Source organism: Streptomyces clavuligerus, from assembly GCF_005519465.1.
Classification (GTDB): Bacteria; Actinomycetota; Actinomycetes; order Streptomycetales; family Streptomycetaceae; genus Streptomyces; species Streptomyces clavuligerus.
This window is the reverse complement of record NZ_CP027858.1, coordinates 1443424-1466601: the sequence shown is the minus strand read 5'-3', so window position 1 is coordinate 1466601 and position 23178 is coordinate 1443424. Positions and strand designations below refer to the sequence as shown.

Here is a 23178-nt window from a genome sequence, read left to right as displayed (position 1 = left end):
CCGCCCCGGTGCGGGGGTGCGCCCCGCGGTGATATCCCCGTACCGGGGTGTTCGCCGACTCTTCGCCCACAGCGACCGCATAGTCACGCTACGCTCACCATCCCATGGCCCAGACGTCTGTCCGCTCACCTCCCCGACTTCCCTCACGGTTAGAACGGCTCAAGGCAACGCATGCCCCAGCACACCTCCGGGTCTGATCGCGCGGCAGCGCCCCCCGCTGCCCCTGGCGCCGTGCGTCCTCCCGCCCCCACCTCGCTCGACGAGCTGTGGCGGTCGTACAAGGTCACCGGGGACGAGCGGCTGCGCGAACAACTGATCCTGCACTACTCACCACTGGTGAAGTACGTGGCGGGCCGGGTGAGCGTCGGACTGCCGTCCAATGTGGAACAGGCGGACTTCGTCTCCTCCGGGGTCTTCGGACTGATCGACGCGATCGAGAAGTTCGACATCGAACGGTCCATCAAGTTCGAGACCTACGCGATCACCCGGATCAGGGGCGCGATGATCGACGAACTGCGCGCGCTGGACTGGATTCCCCGCTCCGTCCGGCAGAAGGCCAGGGCCGTCGAGCGCGCCTACGCGACCCTGGAGGCCCAGCTCCGCAGAACCCCGTCGGAGGGCGAGGTGGCGGAGGAGATGGGCATCGCGGTGGAGGAACTGCACGCCGTCTTCAGCCAGTTGTCCCTCGCCAACGTGGTCGCCCTGGAAGAGCTGCTGCACGTCGGCGGCGAGGGCGGCGACCGGCTCAGCCTCATGGACACCCTGGAGGACACCGCCGCCGACGACCCCGTGGAGGTCGCCGAGGGCCGGGAGCTGCGCAGACTGCTCGCCCGCGCCATCAACACCCTCCCCGACCGCGAGAAGACCGTCGTCACCCTCTACTACTACGAGGGGCTGACCCTCGCCGAGATCGGCAATGTCCTCGGGGTCACCGAGAGCCGGGTGAGCCAGATCCACACCAAGTCGGTGCTCCAGCTGCGGGCGAAACTCGCCGACGTCGGACGATGACACCGAACCATGGCCGGGCCCGGGGCCTCATCCGTAAAGTGGAGGGGTGCCCAGGATTCGAGCGGCCTCCGTGGCCGAGCACCGGACCATGCAGCGCGACGCCCTGCTCGACGCCGCGCGCTCCCTGCTGTCCGAAGGCGGCACGGAGGCGCTGACCTTCCCCGCCCTCGCCGAGCGCACCGGCCTCGCCCGGTCGTCGGTGTACGAGTACTTCCGCTCCCGGGCGGCGGTGGTCGAGGAGCTGTGCGCCGTCGACTTCCCCGTCTGGGCCGCGGAGGTCCAGACCGCCATGGAGCGGGCGGACAGCGCCGACGCCACCGTCGAGGCGTATGTGCGCCGTCAGCTTGAGCTGGTGGGGGACCGGCGGCACCGGGCGGTCGTCGCCATATCGGCGAGCGAGCTGGACGCCGGGGCCCGGGAGAAGATCCGCGCCGCCCACGGCGGCCTGATCGCCATGATCGTCGAGGCACTGGCCGAGCTGGGCCACGAGCAGCCCCGCCTCACGGCGATGCTGCTCCAGGGCGTGGTGGACGCCGCCGTCCGCCGCATCGAGCTGGGCGCCGCCGAGGACCCCGGGACCATCGCCGACGCGGCCGTCTCCCTGGCCCTGCGCGGCGTCTGAATTCTTTTGTGGCTCGGTTCGCCTCCGGAGCGCTGAAGCGTCTGCCGACGGACGCCCCTTTTTGTGGCTCGGTTCGCCTCCGGAGCGCTGAAGCGTCTGCCGACGGTCGACCGTGCTCGCCCGCTCGTTCCTCACGGGCTCCGCGCGCTCTCCACTTTCGGCAGCCACGCGCCCCTTCGGCTCACTCGCCGCAGGGCGGAGGCAAACGCCCGGCCCAAGGGGCGGAGGCGCGCTCTCCGCTTTCGGCGCCCGCGGCGCCCCTTCGGCTCACCCGCCCCGGGCCGGAGGCAAACGCCCGGCCCAAGAGATCAGGGGCGCACTCTCCACCTTCGGCAGCCCGCGCCGACACCGCCCGCGCGGCCGAGGCCGCGGCCGAGGAGCGCCCTCCCCGCTTTCGGCGGCCACGCACCCCCACGGCCCACTCACCCGCGGGGGAACCGTCCCGGCTGAGAGGCGGAGGCGCGCCCCTGCGGCTCACTCGCCGCAGGGCCGAGGCGGACGTATACGCCGGGACGGGGCAGGGGCAGAGGGCGAGGGCTCACCCGCCCCGGGGGCAGGGTGATCGTCCGAGCCGCGAAAGACAGAGGGCAGCAGCCGGGAGGGGGCACGTCGGAGCAGGTGGGGCGGGAGCAGGGACAGGGGGTCCAGGTAGTCCCGTCCGTGCCGCAGCCCCCAGTGGAGACAGCCTCCGGCGCAGTGGGAGGGGCCCGGTGCCACCCGGGCCACTGTCCGGCCCGCGCGGACCCGGGTGCCCGCGGGGAGCAGCGCCCGTACCGGTTCGTAGGTGATCCGTAAGCCGTCCGGGGCCGGTCCGGGGCCGTCCAGGGCGATGGCGAGCACCCCGCGACCGCCGACGGGGCCCGCGAAAGCGATGCGCCCGTCCGCCGCCGCGTGGACGGGTGTCCCCGGGGGCGCGGCGAGATCCACTCCGCGGTGTCCGCGCCCGTACGGCGTCGGTGGCGGCTCCCAGCCCCGTATCACCCGGGGGCGGGGCGGTCCCACGGGCCAGGCCGCGGCGGCCCGTGCCGTGGGACCGGCCGCGGCGGCGCGGGCCCAGGTGTGTCCCGCCCCCGGCGCGGGGCCCGGGGCCGGGACGGCGAGCAGCGGCAGCACGAGGGCCAGGGCCAGCGCCAGGGCCTGGGAGATCAGCAGTGACGGCAGGGTCGGCGGCGGTCGCCACCGAGATGTGCGAAACATAGAAGGCACCGTGCACCCCCGGTCCCCGAGCGAGGGGATCTTGCTCCCGTTCTGTGGAGTACCGGTCGGTTGTGGACACTGCCGTCACCCACAGCCGTGACGGTCCCGTACACTTCTTCTGGCGGCCCGGGTCACCGGGTCGACTTCGCACGCCCCGCCACCGCTCGCCGTTTCCGGCGTGGTGGCCGCGCTCCTCGGTCCTCTGTGGCACGGCGCGTCAGGGGCGTCAGGACACAACCGAGAACCCAAGGAGATACGGCCATGGCCGTCGTCACGATGCGGGAGCTGCTGGAGAGCGGCGTCCACTTCGGTCACCAGACCCGTCGCTGGAACCCGAAGATGAAGCGCTTCATCTTCACCGAGCGCAACGGCATCTACATCATCGACCTGCTCCAGTCGCTGTCGTACATCGACCGCGCCTACGAGTTCGTCAAGGAGACCGTCGCCCACGGCGGCTCCATCATGTTCGTCGGCACCAAGAAGCAGGCCCAGGAGGCCATCGCCGAGCAGGCCACCCGCGTGGGCATGCCCTACGTGAACCAGCGCTGGCTCGGCGGCATGCTGACCAACTTCTCCACGGTCTACAAGCGCCTCCAGCGCCTCAAGGAGCTGGAGCAGATCGACTTCGAGGACGTGGCCGCCTCCGGCCTCACCAAGAAGGAGCTCCTGGTCCTCTCCCGCGAGAAGGCCAAGCTGGAGAAGACCCTCGGTGGTATCCGCGAGATGCAGAAGGTGCCGAGCGCCGTCTGGATCGTCGACACCAAGAAGGAGCACATCGCCGTCGGTGAGGCGCGCAAGCTCCACATCCCGGTCGTCGCGATCCTCGACACCAACTGCGACCCCGACGAGGTCGACTACAAGATCCCGGGCAACGACGACGCGATCCGCTCCGTCACCCTGCTCACCCGTGTGATCGCCGACGCCGTCGCCGAGGGCCTCATCGCCCGTTCCGGCGTCGCCACCGGTGACAGCAAGCCGGGCGACAAGGCCGCCGGCGAGCCCCTCGCCGAGTGGGAGCGCGACCTGCTCGAAGGCGACAAGAAGGCCGACGAGAAGCCGGCCGAGGCGCCCGCCGCCGAGGCCGTCGTCGAGGCCGAGGCCGCCGCCGAGGCCGAGACGGCCCCCGCCGCCGAGGCCGAGAAGCCCGCCGCGGACGCCGAGCAGGCCTGACGCCCGTACAGCTTCGGTAGGTGAACGGCGGGGGACGGTGACACGCGCACCGGCCCCCGCCGTACACCCGTGGATCTGCGTCACACTGTCCTGAGACGGCCCGCCGGCCTCTCTGCGCACCCGGCGACAGATCTTCGACTTTCGACTTTTCGAGAAGAGACTCAAGGACATGGCGAACTACACCGCCGCTGACGTCAAGAAGCTCCGCGAGCTGACCGGCGCCGGCATGATGGACTGCAAGAAGGCGCTGGTCGAGGCCGAGGGCGACGTCGAGAAGGCCGTCGAGCTGCTGCGCGTCAAGGGCCAGAAGGGCGTCGCCAAGCGCGAGGGCCGTTCCGCCACCAACGGTGCCGTCGTCGCCCTCATCTCCGAGGACCAGACCTCCGGTGTGCTGCTGGAGCTGAAGTGCGAGACGGACTTCGTCGCCAAGGGTGACAAGTTCCTCGCCACCGCCAACACGCTGGCCGCGCACGTCGCCGCGTCCTCCCCGGCCGACCTGGAGGCGCTGCTCGCCTCCGAGATCGAGCCGGGCAAGACCGTCCAGGCCTTCGTGGACGAGGCGAACGCCAACCTCGGCGAGAAGATCGTCCTGGACCGCTTCGCGCAGTTCTCCGGCGGCTACGTGGGCGTCTACCTGCACCGCACCATGCCTGACCTGCCCCCGCAGGTCGGCGTCCTGGTCGAGCTGGACAAGGGCGGCGACGCCGCCGCTGTCGTCGCCAAGGACGTGGCCCAGCACGTCGCCGCCTTCGCGCCGACCTACCTCACCCGTGAGGACGTCCCGGCCGAGGTCGTCGAGAACGAGCGTCGCGTGGCCGAGGCCACCTCGCGTGAGGAGGGCAAGCCCGAGGCCGCCCTGCCCAAGATCGTCGAGGGTCGGGTCAACGGCTTCTTCAAGGAGGTCACCCTTCTTGACCAGCCGTTCGCCAAGGACAACAAGAAGTCCGTCAAGAAGATTCTTGACGAGGCCGGTGTCGAGCTGAAGCGTTTCGCGCGCATCCGCGTCGGCGCCTGAGCGAGTACGGCGAGTACGCGATCGATCCGGGAGCCCGCTAGGGTTTCTCACGCTGTCGACGGCCGCGTGTGCCCCTCGGCACAGCGACGTCAAGGCGCCGGACGACCGCAGATCTGACGAGGAGGCCATTGCCGACAGGGACACCAGCACCCGAGCGGCAATGGCCTTCTTCGTATGTGCACGAGGAGATCTCCATGAACAAGGGCGCGGACGCCACCAAGGCAACCGGCGACAACAGCGACCACGACGGGAAGCATGACGTGAAGAAGGCCGGGCGCTTCATGCTGAAGCTCTCCGGTGAGGCGTTCTCCGGCGGCGGAGGACTCGGCGTCGATCCCGACGTGGTGCACGCCATCGCCCGCGAGATTGCCGCGGTGGTCCGGGACGGCGCAGAGGTCGCCGTGGTCATCGGCGGCGGCAACTTCTTCCGCGGCGCCGAGCTCCAGGTGCGCGGCATGGACCGGGCCCGCTCCGACTACATGGGCATGCTCGGCACCGTGATGAACTGCCTCGCCCTCCAGGACTTCCTGGAGAAGGAGGGCATCGACTCCCGGGTCCAGACCGCCATCACCATGGCGCAGGTCGCCGAGCCCTATATCCCGCTGCGCGCGGTGCGCCACCTGGAGAAGGGCCGTGTGGTGATCTTCGGCGCGGGTATGGGCATGCCCTACTTCTCCACCGACACCACCGCCGCACAGCGCGCCCTGGAGATCCAGGCCGAGGCCCTGCTGATGGGCAAGAACGGTGTCGACGGTGTCTACGACTCCGACCCCAAGGCCAACCCCGACGCGGTGAAGTTCGACGCGCTGGAGTACGGCGAGGTGCTCGCCCGCGACCTCAAGGTCGCCGACGCCACCGCCATCACCCTGTGCCGGGACAACGCCCTGCCGATCCTGGTCTTCGAACTTCTCGCCGAGGGCAATATCGCGCGGGCCGTCAAGGGTGAGAAGATCGGCACACTGGTGAGCGACGAGGGCACCCGGGCCTGATTCCGGGACGTCCGGGACGGCCGCCGCGGCGGCCGTCCGGGGCATGGACAAAGCCCTGCCGGTCGGACACCGTGCAGGGAAGACGCGACAGACGTTCCGCCCGGCCCGGGCATTCCCCCGTGGCCCACGGCCCGGGGGACCGCAGCCTACTCAAGACACGCAGGAGCAAGTGGTGATCGAAGAGACCCTCCTCGAAGCCGAGGAGAAAATGGAGAAGGCCGTCGTGGTCGCCAAGGAGGACTTCGCCGCGATCCGCACCGGGCGTGCGCACCCGGCGATGTTCAACAAGATCGTCGCCGACTACTACGGCGCGCTGACCCCGATCAACCAGCTGGCGTCGTTCTCGGTGCCGGAGCCGCGGATGGCCGTGGTGACCCCCTTCGACAAGACCGCCCTGCGCAACATCGAGCAGGCGATCCGCGACTCGGACCTCGGGGTCAACCCGAGCAACGACGGCAACATCATCCGAGTGGTGTTCCCCGAGCTGACCGAGGAGCGCCGCCGCGACTACATCAAGGTCGCCAAGGGCAAGGCCGAGGACTCGAAGATCTCGATCCGCTCCGTCCGCCGCAAGGCCAAGGAGGCCATCGACAAGCTGGTCAAGGACGGCGAGGTCGGCGAGGACGAGGGCCGCCGCGGGGAGAAGGAGCTCGACGACACCACCGCGAAGTACGTGGCGCAGGTGGACGAGCTGCTGAAGCACAAGGAAGCCGAGCTGCTCGAAGTCTGATGAACGACTCTTCCTGGGGGGCCCCGCCGAGGGCCGACGTGGTCGGAGGCAGGCGACCGTCCGACCTGGGGTCCGCATCGGCGGGTCCCACGTACGAGGAGCATGCCGCACAGCAGACTCGGCCCATGCCCATCGTGCCGGACTTTCCCGACGCAGGTAGAGACGCCGAAGACAGCGGCCGCCACGGCCGTGAGCAGCGCGAGAGGGGGGCCGCCCCGCGAAGCGGCCCCCCGCTTCACGACCAGCGCCCCGACGGCCCCGTGCCCGGCTCCGTACCGCCCCATCCGGCCGCCGCCCAGCCGCGTCCCGGAGACCGGGCCGGACGGCCCGGCCGGGCGGTACCGGAGAAGAAGGCAGTGCGCGAGAAGAAGAACGCGGGCCGCGATCTGAGGGCGGCGATAGGAGTCGGCGTCGGGCTCGGTGCCGTGATCGGCGCCTCGCTCTTCGTCGTCAAGGCCGTCTTCGTCGGCGTCGTCGTGGTCGCCGTCGTCGTCGGGCTCTGGGAGCTGACCAGCAGGCTCCAGGAACGCAAGCAGATCAAGGCGCCGCTGGTGCCGCTCGCCGTGGGCGGTGCGGCGATGGTCGTGGCGGGGTACGCGCGCGGCGCGGAGGGCGCCTGGGTCGCGACGGCCCTGACCGCCCTCGCCGTTCTGGTGTGGCGGATGACGGACCCCCCCGAGGGGTATCTGCGGGATGTCACCGCCGGGGTCTTCGCCGTCTTCTACGTGCCCTTCCTCGCGACCTTCGTGGCGCTGATGCTCACGGCGGACGACGGCCCCTGGCGGGTCCTCGTCTTCCTCGCGCTCACCGTCATCAGCGACACCGGCGCGTACGCGGTCGGCTGGCGCTTCGGCAGGCGCAAACTGGCGCCCCGGATCAGCCCCGGCAAGACCTGGGAAGGGCTCCTGGGCGCGATCGGCTTCGCGATGGCCGCGGGCGCGCTCTTCATGGAGTTCCTGATCGACGGCGGGAGCTGGTGGCAGGGGCTGCTGCTCGGGCTCGCGGTCGCGGTCAGCGCCACCCTGGGCGACCTGGGTGAATCCATGATCAAGCGGGATCTGGGCATCAAGGACATGGGCGCGCTGCTCCCGGGCCACGGGGGCATCATGGACCGGCTGGACTCGCTGCTGCCGACCGCTCCGGTGGTCTGGCTGCTGCTGGTGCTCTTCGTCGGCTCGGGCTGAGGCTCCGGCCGCCCGGCTCCGGCCCCCCGGCCGCCCGGCTCCGGCCCCCCGGCCCCCGGCTCCGGCCGCCGGGCCCCCGGCTCCGGCCGCCGGGCCCCCGGCTCCGACCGGCCACCGGCCTTGGGCCCACCGGGGCGACCCCATCCAGCCGCACGGCTCTGACCTGCTTGTTCTTCGATCGAGGGCTCGTTGTCCACAGGGTGGCGAGCCCTTTGTCGTATCTCTGCGACACTGGTAGGACCATGCCCAAGCCCGGAGAACTGACCTTTGTCGCGCCGCGCGGAGCCAAGAAGCCGCCGCGGCACCTCGCCGACCTCACCCCCGCAGAGCGCAAGGAAGCCGTCGCCGCGATCGGCGAGAAGCCGTTCCGTGCCAAGCAGCTCTCGCAGCACTACTTCGCGCGGTACGCCCACGACCCGGCCGCGTGGACGGACATCCCCGCCGCGGCGCGGGAGCGGCTCGCCTCCGAGCTGCTGCCCGATCTGATGTCCGTCGTCCGGCATGTGTCGTGCGACAACGACACCACCCGCAAGACCCTGTGGCGGCTGCACGACGGCACCCTGGTCGAGTCCGTGCTGATGCGCTACCCGGACCGGGTGACGATGTGCATCTCCTCCCAGGCGGGCTGCGGGATGAACTGCCCGTTCTGCGCCACCGGGCAGGCCGGGCTCGACCGCAATCTCTCCACCGCCGAGATCGTCCACCAGATCGTCGACGGCATGCGCGCCCTGCGCGACGGAGAGGTCCCCGGCGGCCCCGCCCGGCTGTCGAACATCGTCTTCATGGGCATGGGCGAGCCCCTGGCCAACTACAAGCGGGTCGTCGGTGCCATCCGCAGGCTCACCGACCCGGAGCCCGACGGGCTCGGCCTCTCGCAGCGCGGGATCACCGTCTCCACGGTCGGTCTGGTGCCCGCGATGCTGCGCTTCGCCGACGAGGGCTTCAAGTGCCGGCTCGCGGTCTCGCTGCACGCCCCGGACGACGAGCTGCGCGACACACTGGTCCCGGTCAACACCCGGTGGAAGGTGCGGGAGGTGCTGGACGCCGCCTGGGAGTACGCGGAGAAGTCGGGCCGCCGGGTCTCCATCGAGTACGCCCTGATCCGCGACATCAACGACCACGCCTGGCGGGGCGACCTGCTGGGACGGCTGCTCAAGGGCAAGCGGGTCCATGTCAATCTGATCCCGCTCAACCCCACCCCGGGCTCCAAGTGGACCGCGTCCCGGCCCGAGGACGAGAAGGCGTTCGTCGAGGCGATCGCCGCGCACGGGGTTCCCGTGACCGTGCGGGACACCCGGGGCCAGGAGATCGACGGCGCCTGCGGACAGCTCGCCGCCGCCGAGCGCTGACCCCGACGCGGTGCGGCGGCCCCGGTGGGGGCTGCCGCCGCCCGGGGGTGACCTTGTACGCTGTGCCAGGTCATCGCCGTGATGACCATCCACTGACATCTGTATACCCATCCGACAGGGGAGCGCCACAGCGCTGAGAGTGCGGCAGCCGACGGCCGCAGACCCTCTGAACCTCGCCCGGGTCATTCCGGGTAGGAAGTTCGGTCACCACCTCAAGCTGTTGCGCCCCGCCGGGCCCTCCTTTCCGGGGACCGGGCGGGGCCGCGTCTCTTCCTGGCCACTCCGGTCCCAGGAGGAATCTCAGTGAACACCAAGAAGACGGTGGCCACCGCGCTGGCGGCGGCCCTGGGCGTCAGCGCGCTCGCGGCCTGCGGCGGGGGCTCGGACTCCGAGGGCTCAGGGGGCTCGAAAGGCTCCGGGTCGGGCGGCTCCTCGTCCACGACCGTCACCCTGGTCACCCATGAGTCGTTCGCCGTCTCCGAGAAGGTGCTGAAGGAGTTCACCAGGAGCACCGGCTACACCGTCAAGGTGCTCAAGAGCGGAGACGCCGGTGAGGCGCTGAACAAGGAGATCCTGACCAAGGGCTCCCCGCAGGGCGATGTGTTCTTCGGCGTCGACAACACCCTGCTGTCGCGCGCACTCGACAACGGGATCTTCACCTCCTACGAGGCCAAGGGCCTGGACCAGGTCGGCGACGCGGTCGAGCTGGACCGCGGGCGTCACCGTGTCACCCCCGTCGACACCGGCGACATCTGCGTCAACTACGACAAGAAGTACTTCGCGGACAAGAAGCTGGCCCCGCCGCGGACCTTCGACGACCTGATCAAGCCCGAGTACAAGAACCTGCTGGTGGTGGAGAACGCGGCCACCTCCTCCCCGGGTCTCGGCTTCCTCCTGGGCACGGTCGCCCGCTATGGGGAGAAGGGCTGGCAGGAGTACTGGAAGGACCTCAAGGAGAACGGGGTCAAGGTCGTCGACGGCTGGTCCGAGGCGTACAACGAGGAGTTCTCGGGCTCGGCGGGCGGCCGGAAGGCCAAGGGCGAGAGGCCGCTGGTCGTCTCGTACGCCTCCAGCCCGCCGGTCGAGGTGCTGTACGCCGATCCGCAGCCCGCCGAGGCCCCCACCGGGGTGGCGGACGGCACCTGCTTCCGGCAGATCGAGTTCGCGGGCCTGCTGAACGGGGCGAAGAACGAGGCGGGCGGCAAGGCGCTGCTGGACTTCATGGTCTCGAAGACCTTCCAGGAGGACCTGCCGCTGAAGATGTTCGTGAACCCGGTGCTCGACGGGGCGAAGCTGCCCGAGATCTTCACCGCGCACGGCACGAGGATCGAGCAGCCGCCGACGGTCGACCCCGGCACCATCGCCGACAACCGTGAGCAGTGGATTCAGACATGGTCCTCGACCGTCCTGAGGTGACCGTTCCCACGGGAACCGGAACCGGAACCGGAACCGCCCCGGCCCGCCCCGGCCCGGCCGGGCGCGCCGGTGCGGCACTGCGGCGGAACGCGGGGCGGCTCGGTCTGATGGCCGTGCCCCTCGCGTTCTTCGCGGTCTTCTTCGCCCACCCCGTCGCCGCGATCGTCGGCCGGGGACTGCGGATCGACGGGGTCTGGCAGTTCGGCCGGATCGGCGAGGTACTCGGGCGCGACGACCTCCAGCGGGTGCTCTGGTTCACCACCTGGCAGGCCGTCGTCTCCACCGTGCTCACCCTGCTGATCGCGCTGCCCGGCGCCTATGTCCTGGCCCGCTTCTCCTTCCCCGGCAAGAAGCTGCTGCGCGCCGTGGTCACGGTGCCCTTCGTGCTGCCGACGGTGGTCGTCGGCAGCGCCTTCCTCGCACTGGTGGGACGGGGCGGAGTCCTCGACGAACTGTGGGGCGTCCGGCTCGACGGCACGGTGTGGGCCATTCTGCTGGCCCATGTCTTCTTCAACTACGCCGTCGTGGTCCGCACCGTGGGCGGGCTCTGGGGCCAGCTCGACCCCCGGCAGGAGGAGGCCGCCCGGGTGCTCGGCGCCGGACGGTTCACCGCCTGGCGCCGGGTGACGCTGCCCGTGCTCACGCCCGCGGTGGCCGCCGCCGCGCTGATGGTCTTCCTCTTCACCTTCACCTCCTTCGGCATCGTCCAGATCCTCGGCGGCCCCACCACCGCGACGCTGGAGGTGGAGATCTACCGGCAGACCGCCCAACTGCTCGATCTGCGCACCGCCGCCGTGCTGACGCTGGTGCAGTTCGCGGTGGTCGGCACCGTGCTCGCGGTGCACGCCCGGGCCGTGCGGCGGCGCGAGGGCGCGCTGCGGCTGGTGGACCCGGAGCGCGCCGCGCGCCCCGTGCGCGGCGCCGGTCAGCGGGCACTGCTCGCCGGGGTGCTGCTCACCGTGGCCGTTCTGCTGCTGACCCCGCTGGCGGTGCTGGTGGAACGGTCGTTCGACACGTCCGGCGGCTACGGCCTCGACCACTACCGCTCGCTGGGCACGCTGGACGAGGCGGGCGGGGCGTTTCTCGTCCCGCCGATCGAGGCGGTGGGGAACTCGCTGGAGTACGCGCTCGCGGCGACCGCCGTCGCGGTGCTGGTCGGCTCGCTGGCCGCCGCCGCGCTCACCCGGCGGGCGGGACGGCTGACCCGCGGTTTCGACGCGCTGCTGATGCTGCCGCTCGGAGTGTCCGCGGTGACCGTCGGCTTCGGTTTTCTGATCGCCCTGGACGAGCCGCCGCTCGATCTGCGCTCCTCCTGGATTCTGGTCCCGCTCGCCCAGGCGCTGGTGGGCACCCCGTTCGTGGTGCGGACCATGCTGCCGGTGCTGCGCGCGGTGGACGGGCGGCTGCGGGAGGCGGCGGCGGTGCTGGGCGCCTCGCCGCTGCGGGTCTGGCGCGAGGTGGACTTCCCCCTGGTGAGCCGGGCACTGCTGATCTCCGCGGGGTTCGCCTTCGCGGTCTCGCTGGGCGAGTTCGGGGCGACGGTCTTCCTGGCCCGGCCCGATCAGCCGACACTGCCGGTCGCGGTGGCCCGGCTGCTGAGCCGCCCCGGTGAACTCAACTACGGACAGGCGATGGCCCTGAGCACGATTCTGATGGTGGTGTGCGCGGTGGCGCTCTTCCTGCTGGAGCGGATTCGCGTCCGTCCTTCTTCGTCGGCGTCTCCGTCGGCGTCTTCTTCGGCGTCGTCCGCCACGGCGGCGGCGTTCTGATGGCCCTGCTGACACTGGACGGGGTGACCGTACGGTTCGGGGCGCGCGATGTGCTCGACGCGGTCTCCCTCACGGTCGCCGCGCACGAGACCGTGTGTGTGCTCGGGCCGAGCGGCAGCGGGAAGTCCACGCTGCTCCGGGTGGTCGCGGGGCTTCAGCCGCCGACGGCGGGACGGGTGCTGCTGGCCGGTGCCGACCAGGCGGGTGTCCCCGTGCACCGCCGCAACCTGGGCCTGATGTTCCAGGACCACCAGCTCTTCCCGCAACGGGACACCGGCGGCAATGTGGGCTTCGGACTGCGGATGCGCGGGGTCGGCGGTGCCGAGCGGCAGCGGCGGGTGGCCGCGCTGCTGGAGCTGGTGGGGCTCCCGGGGGCCGAGCGGCGCTCCGTCGCCTCGCTCTCCGGCGGTGAGCAGCAGCGGGTGGCGCTCGCGCGGGCGCTCGCGCCCGAGCCCCGGCTGCTGATGCTGGACGAGCCGCTGGGGCAGCTCGACCGGGTGCTGCGGGAGCGGCTGGTGGTGGAGTTGCGCGAGCTGTTCGCCCGGCTGGGCACCACGGTGCTCGCCGTCACCCATGACCAGGGCGAGGCGTTCACCCTCGCGGACCGGGTGGTGATCATGCGGGACGGGCGGATCGCGCAGACCGGTACCCCGCGCGAGGTGTGGCAGCGGCCCGCCGACGCGTTCGTGGCCCGTTTCCTCGGCTTCGACAACGTGGTGCCGGGGACGGTGTCCGGTGCGGCGGCACAGACCGCGTGGGGCCCGGTCCCGGTTCCCGCCGGTTCCCCGGACGGCGCCCATGACCTGCTGATACGGCCCACCGGGGTACGGGTCGGGCCGGTGGCGGACGGGCTGCGCTGCACCGTCGGGTCCACCGTCTTCCGGGGGGAACGGGTGGCGGTACGGCTCCGTCCCCCGGCCGGTCCTGAGCTGTCGGCGGAGCTGCCCTCCGCCGCGGCGCCCCGGCAGGGGGATCAGGTGGGCGTGGTCTTCACCGCCGACGATGTGGTGGTGCTGGGCTGACGACCGGAGAACGGCCCACGGGCGAAACGGTGGCACAGCGACGATCGGCGTCCGGCGGAACGACGACGCACGGTGCACGATGCACGACACAGGGCGGACGGAGGCTGGAGGCCGGGCCCGGGTCAGACACCCGGGGCGCAGGCCGCCGCGATCGCCAGGCTGTCCTCGTACACCCGGAAGCGGACGATCAGTCCGTCCACCACGCTCAGCCGGATCGCGAACGGTGAGCTGAAGTACCGGCCCGTGGAGCGGACCCGGCCCGCGAGGACGCCGCTGAACAGGGCTTCCGTGCCATCGGTCAGCAGCGCTTCGATCGCGGTGCCCGCCGGGTCGCCCTGCTGGCCCTCGGCCAGCTCGCGGAAGTGGTCCGCGACGTCGGCGCGGGTGCGGCGGGGGCGTATCCAGGGGACGGCGGGGTTCTCGGCGATCAGCCAGTCGACCCGTTCGGCGAAGAGCGCGGCGATCCGCTCCGGGTCGCCCTCCTGGAGCCGCCCGAGGAACTCCTCGGCGGTCGCCCGTGTCACCTCCGTGGCGAGGTGGTGCTCCTGCTCCGTGCCCAGTACCGCGTGCGTGTCCATCCGGCCCTCCTCGGGTGACGTCCGTTGGGACGATCATGGAGCAGGGGCGGTCGCACGGTCGATGACCCCCGAGGTAAGGGAGGCGGCGGGCGGGACGGAACGGGTCAGCGCCCGGCCGGCAGGGTCGCGAGCATTCCCACCGCCCCGACCACCGGGACGAAGACCAGCAGCAGGGCCCCGACCCGCAGCAGGGCCGCGAGCCGCAGCGGCGCGGCGGGCGCGCCCAGGCCGCGCAACTGCCCGATCAGCTCGGCCCGGTCCTGGCGGGCCTCGACGGCCGAGATCACCAGCGCGGCGGTGGTGCAGGCGAGCACCAGCCCCGCGCCCAGCCCGGTCAGCGGTCCGAACAGCCGCGGCCCCGTCCCGTTCAGCGCCCAGGCGGTGACCGTCGCGGCGGCGACGGCGCTGAGCACCCCGAGGGGCCGTCCGATCCGGTGGGACTCCGCCATCAGGACCCGGCCCGCGAGCAGCCGGACCGCCCCGGGGCGCACCGCCTGGAGCAGCCGTCCGCAGAACCGGGTGAGGGAGGGACCGGCACAGGCCAGCCCGAGGGCGGTGAGCGTCCAGCCGACCAGCACCCACGCCCGGTCCGGGGCGACCGCGACCACGGCCGTGCCGGTGCCCGTGCCCGCCTGCCGGACCGCGGCCCCCTCCCCGGCCGACGCCGAGAAGGCGCCGACGGCCAGGCCCGCCGTCACCAGGGCGCAGCCCCAGGGCAGCCCGCCCGGTGGCGCGGCGGCGGGCCCTGGATGGGGACCGGTGCGGCGGGGGCGCAGGGCGAGGCCCGTCGCCACCGCGGTGACCAGCGGCGCGAGGGCCAGCAGTACCAGCACCGCACCCGCGGGGAGCGCGGCGGCGGCCCCGGTGGCGACCCCGGCCGCGGGGAGCGCACCCGGATTCCCGCGCAGCCGGACGAAGAGCAGCAGGGCGACCACGCTGCCGAGGGCACCGGTCAGCGCCGTGGAGACGACGGCCAGCAGGGTGAGCCGGGCGGGGCCGAGTCCGAACGCGTCGAAGCCGCCGCGCGGGCGGGTGCCGGGGTCGGTGCGCGCCACCGTGACCGCGAAGTACGCGGCGGCGGCGAGCGGGGCGGCGCACCAGGCCAGCCGGAGGGCAGCGGCCGGGTCGCCGGGGTGGGCCAGCGCGAATCCGAGCGAGGACAGCAGCAGGACGCCGACCCCCGCCGACGCGGCGGTCACCAGCAGTCGGCGCAGCAGCGGCAGCGGCCCCGCGCCCAGGGTCAGACGGAGAGCGAGCACGCTGCCAGACCTTCCGCTTCGGCCGCGGCCGGGGCGTCGGTGCGGCGGCCGTCGACGAGGGCGACGGTGCGGTTCGCACGGGCGGCTACCCCGGGGTCGCAGGTGGCGAGCACGGTGGTGATGCCGTGGCTGCGGACGGCGGCGAGCACGGTCCGCAGCATCAGGGCCCCTTCCGCGCGGTGCAGACAGGCGGTCGGGTCGTCGGCGAAGAGCACGTCCGGTGGTCCCGCGAGCGCCCGCGCCAGCGCGGTCCGCTGCTGTTCGGACCGGCTGAGGGAGGCGGGGCGGCGCCCGGCGAGCGCGTCCATGTCCAGCCGTTCCAGCCACTCCATGGCCCCGGCGCGGGCCCGGTGGGCGGGGGTGCCGCGCAGCATCAGCGGCAGTGCGGCGTTCTCCCACACGGTCAGCTCGGGGACGAGGGCGGGCTCGGGGCCGATCCAGCCGGTCCGTTCGCGCCGCAGCCGCTCCCGCCGGGACGCGGTGAGCAGATGTACGGGGGTGCCCTGGAGGTGGACCTCGCCCCCGTCGGCGAGGCGCTGTCCGCTCAGACACTGGAGCAGGGTGGTCTTTCCGCTGCCCCGGGGGCCGAGGACGGCCACCACCTCGCCGGTGCGCACCGCGAGGGAGACATCGGTGAGGACGGGCGCGCCGGAGCGGGAACAGTGCAGGGACCGGGCCCAGAGCGCGTCGTCGTCCGGCGGAGCGGCCATGGCGTACACCTCGGTTCTGGGCTGTCCGGTCTGCTGTCTCCTGTTCCCGCGCGGGGAACGCGGTCCGGTCTGCGCTCTGCACGCGGGGGACGCGGTCCGGCCGCACCGGTCACTGGCACGCTAGGCATCCGGCCGCGGGGTCCGGGGAAACACACGGCCCGGGCACGCGCCATCCACTCGGATGGGCGTACCCGGGCCGGGGTACGGGGCAGGCGGGTCCGTGCGGCGGGCCGTGCCGCCCGGCACGGTCCACCGGGCAGGCCCGAGGGGTCAGAGCTTGGTCCACGCCTCCGTCAGCACGGTCCGCAGCACCTGCTCGATCTCGTCGAACGTCGACTGGTCGGCGATCAGCGGCGGCGCGAGCTGCACGACCGGGTCGCCCCGGTCGTCGGCGCGGCAGTACAGACCGTTCTCGAAGAGGGCCTTCGAGAGGAAGCCGTAGAGGACCCGCTCGGTCTCCTCCGCGTCGAACGACTCCCTGGTCGCCTTGTCCTTCACCAGCTCGATGCCGTAGAAGTAGCCGTTGCCCCGGACGTCGCCGACGATCGGTAGGTCGTAGAGCTTCTCCAGCGTGGCCTTGAAGGCCGCCTCGTTGTCGAGGACATGCTGGTTGAGGCCCTCGCGGGCGAAGATGTCGAGGTTGGCGAGGCCGACCGCCGCGGAGACCGGGTGGCCGCCGAAGGTGTAGCCGTGCAGGAAGGTGTTGTCGCCCTTGTAGAACGGCTCGGCGATGCGGTCGGAGACGACGCAGGCGCCGATCGGGGAGTAGCCCGAGGTCATGCCCTTGGCGCAGGTGATCATGTCGGGGACGTAGCCGAACTTGTCACAGGCGAAGGTGGTGCCGAGCCGGCCGAAGGCGCAGATGACCTCGTCGGAGACGAGCAGTACGTCGTACTGGTCGCAGATCTCGCGGACCCGCTGGAAGTAGCCGGGCGGCGGCGGGAAGCAGCCGCCGGCGTTCTGCACCGGCTCCAGGAAGACCGCGGCGACGGTGTCCGGGCCCTCGAAGAGGATCTGCTGCTCGATCTGGTCGGCGGCCCAGCGGCCGAACGCCTCCGGGTCGTCGCCGTGCAGCGGCGCGCGGTAGATGTTGGTGTTCGGGACCTTGTGGGCGCCCGGGACCAGCGGCTCGAAGGGGGCCTTCAGCGCGGGCAGACCGGTGATGGACAGGGCGCCCTGCGGGGTGCCGTGGTAGGCGACCGCGCGGGATATGACCTTGTACTTGGTCGGCTTGCCGGTGAGCTTGAAGTACTGCTTGGCCAGCTTCCAGGCGGTCTCGACCGCCTCGCCGCCGCCGGTGGTGAAGAAGACCTTGTTGAGGTCGCCCGGGGCCTCGTGGGCCAGCCGCTCGGCCAGCTCGACGGCCTTGGGGTGGGCGTAGGACCACACCGGGAAGAAGGCCAGCTCCTGGGCCTGCTTGAAGGCGGTCTCGGCCAGCTCGACCCGGCCGTGACCGGCGTTCACCACGAAGAGGCCGGCGAGGCCGTCGATGTAGCGCTTGCCCTTGTCGTCCCAGATGTAGGTGCCCTCACCGCGGACGATGGTGGGCACGGGCGCGTTCTCGTACGACGACATCCGGGTGAAGTGCATCCACAGGTGGTCGTAGGCGGTTTTCGAGAGATCCTGGCTCACGGTTATCGGGTTCCCCACATATAGGTCTGCTTCTTGAGCTTGAGATAGACGAAGCTCTCGGTGGACCGCACACCGGGGAGCGCGCGAATCCGCTTGTTGATCACTTCGAGCAGGTGGTCGTCGTCCTCACAGACGATCTCCACCATCAGGTCGAAGGAGCCCGCGGTCATGACCACGTACTCGCATTCGGCCATGGCGGTCAGCGCGTCCGCCACCGGGTCGAGGTCGCCCTCGACCCGGACGCCGACCATCGCCTGACGCCGCAGGCCCACGGTGAGGGGGTCGGTGACGGCGACGATCTGCATCACGCCCTGATCGAGCAGTTTCTGGACGCGCTGCCGTACGGCCGCCTCCGACAGGCCCACGGCCTTGCCGATGGCGGCGTAGGGACGGCGCCCGTCCTCCTGGAGCTGCTCGATGATCGCGAGGGACACGGCGTCGATCGCCGGGGACTGTGCTTTCCCGGCGGACCCGTTCCTGGAGTCTGCGCTTCGACTGGCCACGCCCTCACCATGCACCCGGATCGTCGGTCCCGCAAGCCCCAAACGATGAAATTCGTTGTTGATCAAGCTCTGAATAACTGAATCCGAAGTTGGGGTGGGTCGGCCCTGTCGAAAGCGTCGCTCCTGGCACTAGGGTGGGGGAGGGTGTCTCACCCATTGGACCCATCGGAGTTTCAGACAGGAGGGTGGCCACAGTGACCACCGAGCTGCGTCGTCTGCGCAACTACATCAACGGGGAGTTCCGGGACGCCGCCGACGGACGGACGATCGACGTCATCAACCCGGCTACCGGCGAGGTCTACGCGGTTTCCCCGCTCTCCGGTCAGGCCGACGTCGACGCCGCGATGGACGCCGCTGCGGCCGCCTTCCCCGCCTGGCGCGACGCCACTCCGGCCGAGCGCCAGCGCGTGCTGCTGAAGATCGCCGACGCGTTCGAGGAGCGCGCCGAGGACCTGATCGCGTGCGAGTCGGAGAACACCGGCAAGCCGCTGGAGCTGGTCCGTACCGAGGAAATCCCGCCGATGGTGGACCAGATCCGCTTCTTCGCGGGCGCCGCGCGGATGCTGGAGGGCCGCTCCGCCGGTGAGTACATGGAGGGCCACACCTCCATCGTCCGGCGTGAGCCGGTGGGCGTCTGCGCCCAGGTCGCGCCGTGGAACTACCCGATGATGATGGCCGTGTGGAAGTTCGCCCCGGCGCTCGCCGCGGGCAACACGGTCGTGCTGAAGCCCTCGGACACCACCCCCGCCTCCACCGTGCTGATCGCCGAGATCATCGGTTCGATCGTGCCCAAGGGCGTCTTCAACGTGCTGTGCGGCGACCGCGAGACCGGCCGGGCGATGGTCGAGCACCGGACCCCGGCGATGGCCTCCATCACCGGCTCCGTGCGCGCGGGCATCCAGGTCGCGGCCTCCGCGTCCAAGGACGTCAAGCGGGTCCACCTGGAGCTGGGCGGCAAGGCGCCGGTCGTGGTCTTCGAGGACACCGACATCGCCAAGGCCGTCGAGGGCATCTCCGTCGCGGGCTACTTCAACGCCGGTCAGGACTGCACGGCCGCCACCCGGGTGCTGGTGCACGAGTCCATCCACGACCAGTTCGTGACGGCCCTGGCCCAGGCCGCCGCCGAGACCAGGACCGGCGCCCCGGACGACGCGGACGTGCTGTACGGCCCGCTCAACAACGCCAACCAGCTCGCCCAGGTCTCCGGCTTCATCGACCGCCTCCCGGCGCACGCCAAGGTGGAGGCCGGTGGCCACCGCGTCGGCGACAAGGGGTACTTCTACGCCCCGACCGTGGTCTCCGGCCTCAAGCAGGACGACGAGATCGTCCAGCAGGAGGTCTTCGGCCCGGTCATCACCGTCCAGTCCTTCGCGGACGAGGCCCAGGCGGTCGAGTGGGCGAACGACGTCGAGTACGCGCTGGCCTCCTCGGTCTGGACCAAGGACCACGCGCGCGCGATGCGGATGTCCAAGGCGCTGGACTTCGGCTGCGTCTGGATCAACACCCACATCCCGCTGGTGGCCGAGATGCCGCACGGCGGCTTCAAGAAGTCCGGCTACGGCAAGGACCTGTCGGCCTACGGCTTCGACGACTACACCCGGATCAAGCACGTCATGACCGCGCTCGACGGCTGATCGGGGACACCCCCGGCGGACGGTCGAGGGGCGCGGGGACGGTTCCCCGCGCCCCTCGACGCGCTTTCCGCGCCCCTCGACCGACGCGCTTCCGCGTCCCTCGACGCGTACGGACGGGAACGGCCTAGGGTTTGACGCCCACCGCGCCGTACTGCGCCACCGGGGCCGGTTCGCCGTCGGCGGGGTCCGGGCGCCAGCGCGCGCAGGAGACGACGCCCGGCTCCAGGATCTCCAGACCGTCCAGGAACGAGGTGATCTCGGCGCCGGTACGGGCCCTGATCGGCGGGGTGGCGTTCTCGTTCCAGAAGGCCATGGCCTCCTTGTTGCCCTCGCCGCCCAGCTCCAGGGTGGGGTGGGTGACGACGAGGGCGCTGCCCGGGGGGACCGCGTCCATCAGGGTCCGGACGATCGAACGGGCCTCGTCGGTGTCCAGCACGAAGTTGAGGATGCCGAGCATGATCACCGCGACCGGACGGCCGAGGTCGAGCGTCGGCCGCACCGCGCGCAGAATGCCCCGCGGGTCGTGGGCGTCCGCGTCCAGATACTCGGTCCGCCCCTCGGGCGAGCTGGTGAGCAGGGCGCGCGCGTGCGCCAGCACGATCGGGTCGTTGTCGACGTAGACGACCCGGGAGTCCGGCGCCAGGCGCTGGGCCACCTCATGGGTGTTCTCGGCCGTGGGCAGGCCGGTACCGATGTCGAGGAACTGCCGGATGCCCCGCTCGGCGGCGAGCAGGGTCACCACCCGCCCCAGGAAGGCCCGGTCGGCGCGGGCGACCTCGCCGATGCTCGGGTACAGCCCGGTGATGTGGTCACCGACCCGGCGGTCGACGGGGTAGTTGTCCTTGCCGTGCAGCCAGTGGTTCCAGACCCTGGCGTTGTGGGCGACGTCGGTACGGATTCTGTCGTTCATCTGCGCTCCTCGGCCGTGGTGCGGGGCCCGGTGGCCCATCATGCCGCAGCGGCCACGGCAGACGCGGCGGTCACGGCAGCCGGGTGCCGGTCACGGCGGTCACCGCGATCACGATGCCGGGGCGCCGGGGGAGCCGGGGACCGCCGCGGGGGAGCCCGGCAGCGGCCGTCCGGCGCCGGGTGTCGCGTCGAGCACGGAACGGAGGGTGCCGACCCGGTTGGTGGTGATCGAGTCGACGCCCGCGGCGACCAGGGCGCGCATGGAGCGCCGGGTGTCGGCCGTCCAGGCGGAGACGAGCATGCCCGCCGCGTGCACCCGCTCCGTCAGCTCCCCGCTGACCAGGCCGAAGCGGTAGTTCAGCGTGCGCGGACGGAGCGCGTCCAGCAGCACCGGACGCGGCGGCGCGAGCGAGGTCCAGGTCAGGGCGGTCTCGGCGGACGGGTCGGCCGCGCGCACCGCGAGCATGGTCCGGGGCCCGGCGCAGTAGTACGCGCGCTCCCGCGCCCCGGCCTCCCCGACGGCCCCGACCACGGTCCGCACCGTCCGCTCGTCCGCGCCCGGGAGGTCGATCATCACCCGGTGGCCGCCCAGCGCCGCCAGGACGGCCAGCGCCTCGGCGAGGGTCGGCACCCCGCCCCCGGTCACCTCCGTCACCTCGGCGGCCGTCAGCCGGTCCAGCCGCCGGCCATGGCCCCAGAGCCGTTTCAGACCGGCGTCGTGGAGCAGGACCGGCACCCCGTCGCGGGTGAGCCGGACATCGATCTCGACCGCGTCCGCGCCGTGGCCGACGGCCGAGCGCAGTGAGGGGAGCGTGTTCTCCCGGACGCGATACGGATCTCCCCGGTGGCCCACGGCCGTGACGGTACGCATGGGGCCATTGTCCCCCGTGGCACCGGAGGACGGGGAGCCGCGGGGGACACGGGGGCGTGCGGGTGCCGGGGCGGGCCGCTCACACCGGGCGGTGCGCCGGGCCGCCCCGGCCTCTCAGCGGGTGCCCGCCTGCCACCGCGCGGTGTACGCGTCGATCTCGGCGTTGATCCGGGCCTTGCCCGCCGGGTCCAGGAAGGAGACGTCCACCGCGTTCTTCGCGAGGTCGGCGATGCCCCGCTCGTCGAGGTCGAGCAGGCGCGCGGCCACCCCGTACTCGGTGTTGAGGTCGGTGCCGAACATCGGCGGGTCGTCGCTGTTGATCGTCACGAGCACCCCGGCGGCCACCATCTCCTTGATCGGGTGCCGGTCGAGGTCGGTGACGGCGCGGGTGGCGATGTTCGAGGTGGGGCAGACCTCCAGCGGGATGCGCCGCTCGGCGAGGTGGGCCAGGAGCGCCGGGTCCTGGGTGGCGCTGGTGCCGTGCCCGATGCGCTCGGCCCGCAGCTCGGTGAGCGCGTCCCAGATGGTCTGCGGCCCGGTGGTCTCACCGGCGTGCGGCACCGAGTGCAGACCGGCCGCGATGGCCCGGTCGAAGTACGGCTTGAACTGCGGCCGGGGCACCCCGATCTCCGGGCCGCCGAGCCCGAAGGAGACCAGGCCCTCGGGGCGCAGGTCCAGCGCGAGCCGGGTGGTCTCCTCGGCCGACTCCAGCCCCGCCTCGCCGGGGATGTCGAAGCACCAGCGCAGCACGACGCCCAACTCGGCCTCGGCCGCCTTGCGGGCGTCCTCGATCGCGTCCATGAAGGCCCGCTCGTCGATCCCGCGCCGGGTGGAGCTGAAGGGGGTGACGGTCAGCTCCGCGTAACGGATGTTCTGCCGGGCCATGTCCCGCGCCACCTCGAAGGTGAGCAGCCGGACGTCCTCCGGGGTGCGGATCAGGTCCATCACCGAGAGGAAGACCTTGATGAAGTGGGCGAAGTCGGTGAAGGTGAAGTAGTCCGCCAGGGCCTCGGGGTCGGTGGGGACCTGGGAGCCGGGGTGACGGGCGGCCAGCTCGGAGACGATGCGGGGGGAGGCCGAGCCGACGTGGTGCACATGGAGCTCGGCCTTCGGCAGGCCCTCGATGAAAGTCTGCAGGTCGGACATCGGTCCTCCGGAACGGTATAAGTGGGTCACGGCGTCGGCGACGCGGGAGCCATCGTAGGCGGCGGTCCTCCGGCGGGGGACGGCCCGGGGCGCGCGACCGGACGGACCCCAGGGGTCGGCAGGGGGAGAGCGATGACAGCGGAGCACGAGCCGGGGCCGGGGCCCGGCGGGACGCCCGGACCGAAGGACCACGACCCCTGGGCCCCGCCGCCGCGCAGCCCGCACCGCCCGGCGCCCGGCGCCGCGCCCCTTCCCCTCCCTGACTCCGGTGCCCCGCCCTCTCCCCTCCCTGACTCCGGCGCCGCCCCTGCCCCTGTGCCTGGCTCCGGTATCGCGCCTGCACCCGGCCCTGCCTCAGGCCCGGCCTCCGGTGCCGTGCCCACCCCGGCCCCCGGCGCACCCGTGCCCCCGCCGCCGACCGCCCCGGGCGGTGACGGGCGTCCCGTGCCGCCCCCGCCGCCTCCG

Annotated in this window: 21 protein-coding genes; 12 read left to right on the top strand and 9 right to left on the bottom strand. The window is 72.1% G+C overall.

All coding sequences use genetic code 11. The features are described from left to right. The first annotated feature begins 171 nt into the window (after nucleotides 1-171). On the top strand, nucleotides 172-1008 hold the full coding sequence (gene whiG / locus CRV15_RS05795; protein WP_003962024.1) for an RNA polymerase sigma factor WhiG: 837 nt from the start codon (nucleotides 172-174) through the stop codon (nucleotides 1006-1008). A gap of 70 nt (nucleotides 1009-1078) precedes the next feature. Continuing rightward, complete coding sequence (locus CRV15_RS05790; RefSeq protein ID WP_009997674.1) at nucleotides 1079-1630, top strand: TetR/AcrR family transcriptional regulator; 552 nt, start codon at nucleotides 1079-1081, stop codon at nucleotides 1628-1630. 474 nt (nucleotides 1631-2104) lie between these two features. On the opposite strand, the gene CRV15_RS05785 is transcribed toward CRV15_RS05790, so the two are convergent. Beyond that, nucleotides 2105-2827, bottom strand: a complete 723-nt coding sequence (locus tag CRV15_RS05785; RefSeq protein ID WP_003962026.1) for a M23 family metallopeptidase — start codon at nucleotides 2825-2827, stop codon at nucleotides 2105-2107. Nucleotides 2828-3088: 261 nt separating this feature from the next. Between CRV15_RS05785 and rpsB the strand changes: the two genes are divergently transcribed. The 9 genes from rpsB (at nucleotide 3089) to CRV15_RS05740 (ending at nucleotide 13471) form a co-directional block, all read left to right on the top strand. Continuing rightward, nucleotides 3089-3997 carry a 30S ribosomal protein S2 gene (rpsB, locus tag CRV15_RS05780; RefSeq protein ID WP_003957191.1) on the top strand — a complete coding sequence of 303 codons (909 nt, stop codon included), beginning with the start codon at nucleotides 3089-3091 and terminating at the stop codon, nucleotides 3995-3997. A 169-nt stretch (nucleotides 3998-4166) separates the two neighbouring features. Next, nucleotides 4167-5012 (top strand): translation elongation factor Ts, encoded by an 846-nt coding sequence (gene tsf, locus CRV15_RS05775; RefSeq protein WP_003957192.1) that lies wholly within the window; start codon nucleotides 4167-4169, stop codon nucleotides 5010-5012. A gap of 194 nt (nucleotides 5013-5206) precedes the next feature. Further along, the gene (gene pyrH / locus CRV15_RS05770; RefSeq protein ID WP_003957193.1) at nucleotides 5207-6001 is read left to right on the top strand and encodes a UMP kinase; all 795 of its coding nucleotides are present in this window, start codon (nucleotides 5207-5209) and stop codon (nucleotides 5999-6001) included. Between the two features lie 172 nt (nucleotides 6002-6173). Continuing rightward, nucleotides 6174-6731, top strand: coding sequence for a ribosome recycling factor (frr, locus tag CRV15_RS05765; protein ID WP_003957194.1), 558 nt, complete (start codon nucleotides 6174-6176; stop codon nucleotides 6729-6731). Further along, on the top strand, nucleotides 6731-7915 hold the full coding sequence (locus CRV15_RS05760; RefSeq protein ID WP_003957195.1) for a phosphatidate cytidylyltransferase: 1185 nt from the start codon (nucleotides 6731-6733) through the stop codon (nucleotides 7913-7915). The genes frr and CRV15_RS05760 overlap by 1 nt, the downstream gene beginning before the upstream one ends. Before the next feature lie 242 nt (nucleotides 7916-8157). Beyond that, on the top strand, nucleotides 8158-9264 hold the full coding sequence (gene rlmN / locus CRV15_RS05755; RefSeq protein WP_003957196.1) for a dual-specificity RNA methyltransferase RlmN: 1107 nt from the start codon (nucleotides 8158-8160) through the stop codon (nucleotides 9262-9264). A 303-nt stretch (nucleotides 9265-9567) separates the two neighbouring features. After that, complete coding sequence (locus CRV15_RS05750) at nucleotides 9568-10680, top strand: thiamine ABC transporter substrate-binding protein (RefSeq protein ID WP_003957197.1); 1113 nt, start codon at nucleotides 9568-9570, stop codon at nucleotides 10678-10680. 107 nt (nucleotides 10681-10787) lie between these two features. Next, nucleotides 10788-12449 carry an ABC transporter permease gene (locus tag CRV15_RS05745; RefSeq protein WP_003957198.1) on the top strand — a complete coding sequence of 554 codons (1662 nt, stop codon included), beginning with the start codon at nucleotides 10788-10790 and terminating at the stop codon, nucleotides 12447-12449. Further along, nucleotides 12449-13471, top strand: a complete 1023-nt coding sequence (locus CRV15_RS05740; RefSeq protein WP_003957199.1) for an ABC transporter ATP-binding protein — start codon at nucleotides 12449-12451, stop codon at nucleotides 13469-13471. Before CRV15_RS05745 ends, CRV15_RS05740 begins: the two co-directional genes overlap by 1 nt. Before the next feature lie 122 nt (nucleotides 13472-13593). Here CRV15_RS05740 and CRV15_RS05735 read toward each other — a convergent pair whose 3' ends face one another. The 5 genes from CRV15_RS05735 to CRV15_RS05715 form a co-directional block, all read right to left on the bottom strand. Beyond that, nucleotides 13594-14049 (bottom strand): nuclear transport factor 2 family protein, encoded by a 456-nt coding sequence (locus CRV15_RS05735; RefSeq protein WP_003962029.1) that lies wholly within the window; start codon nucleotides 14047-14049, stop codon nucleotides 13594-13596. A gap of 104 nt (nucleotides 14050-14153) precedes the next feature. Further along, on the bottom strand, nucleotides 14154-15308 hold the full coding sequence (locus CRV15_RS05730; protein WP_009997679.1) for a hypothetical protein: 1155 nt from the start codon (nucleotides 15306-15308) through the stop codon (nucleotides 14154-14156). After that, the gene (locus CRV15_RS05725) at nucleotides 15290-16018 is read right to left on the bottom strand and encodes an ABC transporter ATP-binding protein (protein WP_003962031.1); all 729 of its coding nucleotides are present in this window, start codon (nucleotides 16016-16018) and stop codon (nucleotides 15290-15292) included. The genes CRV15_RS05730 and CRV15_RS05725 overlap by 19 nt, the downstream gene beginning before the upstream one ends. Before the next feature lie 270 nt (nucleotides 16019-16288). Next, a complete protein-coding gene (locus tag CRV15_RS05720) occupies nucleotides 16289-17668 on the bottom strand; it encodes an aspartate aminotransferase family protein (RefSeq protein ID WP_003957205.1) in 1380 nt (459 codons plus the stop codon). Then, entirely contained in the window at nucleotides 17653-18168 is a 516-nt protein-coding gene (locus CRV15_RS05715; protein WP_003957206.1) for an Lrp/AsnC family transcriptional regulator, read from the bottom strand. Before CRV15_RS05715 ends, CRV15_RS05720 begins: the two co-directional genes overlap by 16 nt. A gap of 179 nt (nucleotides 18169-18347) precedes the next feature. Between CRV15_RS05715 and CRV15_RS05710 the strand changes: the two genes are divergently transcribed. Beyond that, on the top strand, nucleotides 18348-19787 hold the full coding sequence (locus CRV15_RS05710) for a gamma-aminobutyraldehyde dehydrogenase (protein ID WP_003957207.1): 1440 nt from the start codon (nucleotides 18348-18350) through the stop codon (nucleotides 19785-19787). A 124-nt stretch (nucleotides 19788-19911) separates the two neighbouring features. Here CRV15_RS05710 and CRV15_RS05705 read toward each other — a convergent pair whose 3' ends face one another. From CRV15_RS05705 to CRV15_RS05695, 3 genes are all read right to left on the bottom strand, one after another. Beyond that, nucleotides 19912-20697 (bottom strand): SAM-dependent methyltransferase, encoded by a 786-nt coding sequence (locus CRV15_RS05705; protein WP_009997684.1) that lies wholly within the window; start codon nucleotides 20695-20697, stop codon nucleotides 19912-19914. Between the two features lie 108 nt (nucleotides 20698-20805). Then, nucleotides 20806-21567 (bottom strand): glycerophosphodiester phosphodiesterase, encoded by a 762-nt coding sequence (locus CRV15_RS05700; protein ID WP_003957209.1) that lies wholly within the window; start codon nucleotides 21565-21567, stop codon nucleotides 20806-20808. A gap of 114 nt (nucleotides 21568-21681) precedes the next feature. After that, entirely contained in the window at nucleotides 21682-22713 is a 1032-nt protein-coding gene (locus tag CRV15_RS05695; RefSeq protein WP_009997685.1) for an adenosine deaminase, read from the bottom strand. Between the last annotated feature and the right edge of the window lie 465 nt (nucleotides 22714-23178).

Excerpts from the sequence above, each read along its gene's own strand:
- whiG (WP_003962024.1), top strand. The coding sequence starts at position 172 with ATGCCCCAGCACACCTCCGGGTCTGATCGCGCGGCAGCGCCCCCCGCT.
- CRV15_RS05785 (WP_003962026.1), bottom strand. The coding sequence starts at position 2,827 with ATGTTTCGCACATCTCGGTGGCGACCGCCGCCGACCCTGCCGTCACTG.
- rpsB (WP_003957191.1), top strand. The coding sequence starts at position 3,089 with ATGGCCGTCGTCACGATGCGGGAGCTGCTGGAGAGCGGCGTCCACTTC.
- tsf (WP_003957192.1), top strand. The coding sequence starts at position 4,167 with ATGGCGAACTACACCGCCGCTGACGTCAAGAAGCTCCGCGAGCTGACC.
- pyrH (WP_003957193.1), top strand. The coding sequence starts at position 5,207 with ATGAACAAGGGCGCGGACGCCACCAAGGCAACCGGCGACAACAGCGAC.
- CRV15_RS05760 (WP_003957195.1), top strand. The coding sequence starts at position 6,731 with ATGAACGACTCTTCCTGGGGGGCCCCGCCGAGGGCCGACGTGGTCGGA.
- rlmN (WP_003957196.1), top strand. The coding sequence starts at position 8,158 with ATGCCCAAGCCCGGAGAACTGACCTTTGTCGCGCCGCGCGGAGCCAAG.
- CRV15_RS05745 (WP_003957198.1), top strand. The coding sequence starts at position 10,788 with ATGGCCGTGCCCCTCGCGTTCTTCGCGGTCTTCTTCGCCCACCCCGTC.
- CRV15_RS05740 (WP_003957199.1), top strand. The coding sequence starts at position 12,449 with ATGGCCCTGCTGACACTGGACGGGGTGACCGTACGGTTCGGGGCGCGC.
- CRV15_RS05735 (WP_003962029.1), bottom strand. The coding sequence starts at position 14,049 with ATGGACACGCACGCGGTACTGGGCACGGAGCAGGAGCACCACCTCGCC.
- CRV15_RS05725 (WP_003962031.1), bottom strand. The coding sequence starts at position 16,018 with ATGGCCGCTCCGCCGGACGACGACGCGCTCTGGGCCCGGTCCCTGCAC.
- CRV15_RS05705 (WP_009997684.1), bottom strand. The coding sequence starts at position 20,697 with ATGAACGACAGAATCCGTACCGACGTCGCCCACAACGCCAGGGTCTGG.
- CRV15_RS05700 (WP_003957209.1), bottom strand. The coding sequence starts at position 21,567 with ATGCGTACCGTCACGGCCGTGGGCCACCGGGGAGATCCGTATCGCGTC.
- CRV15_RS05695 (WP_009997685.1), bottom strand. The coding sequence starts at position 22,713 with ATGTCCGACCTGCAGACTTTCATCGAGGGCCTGCCGAAGGCCGAGCTC.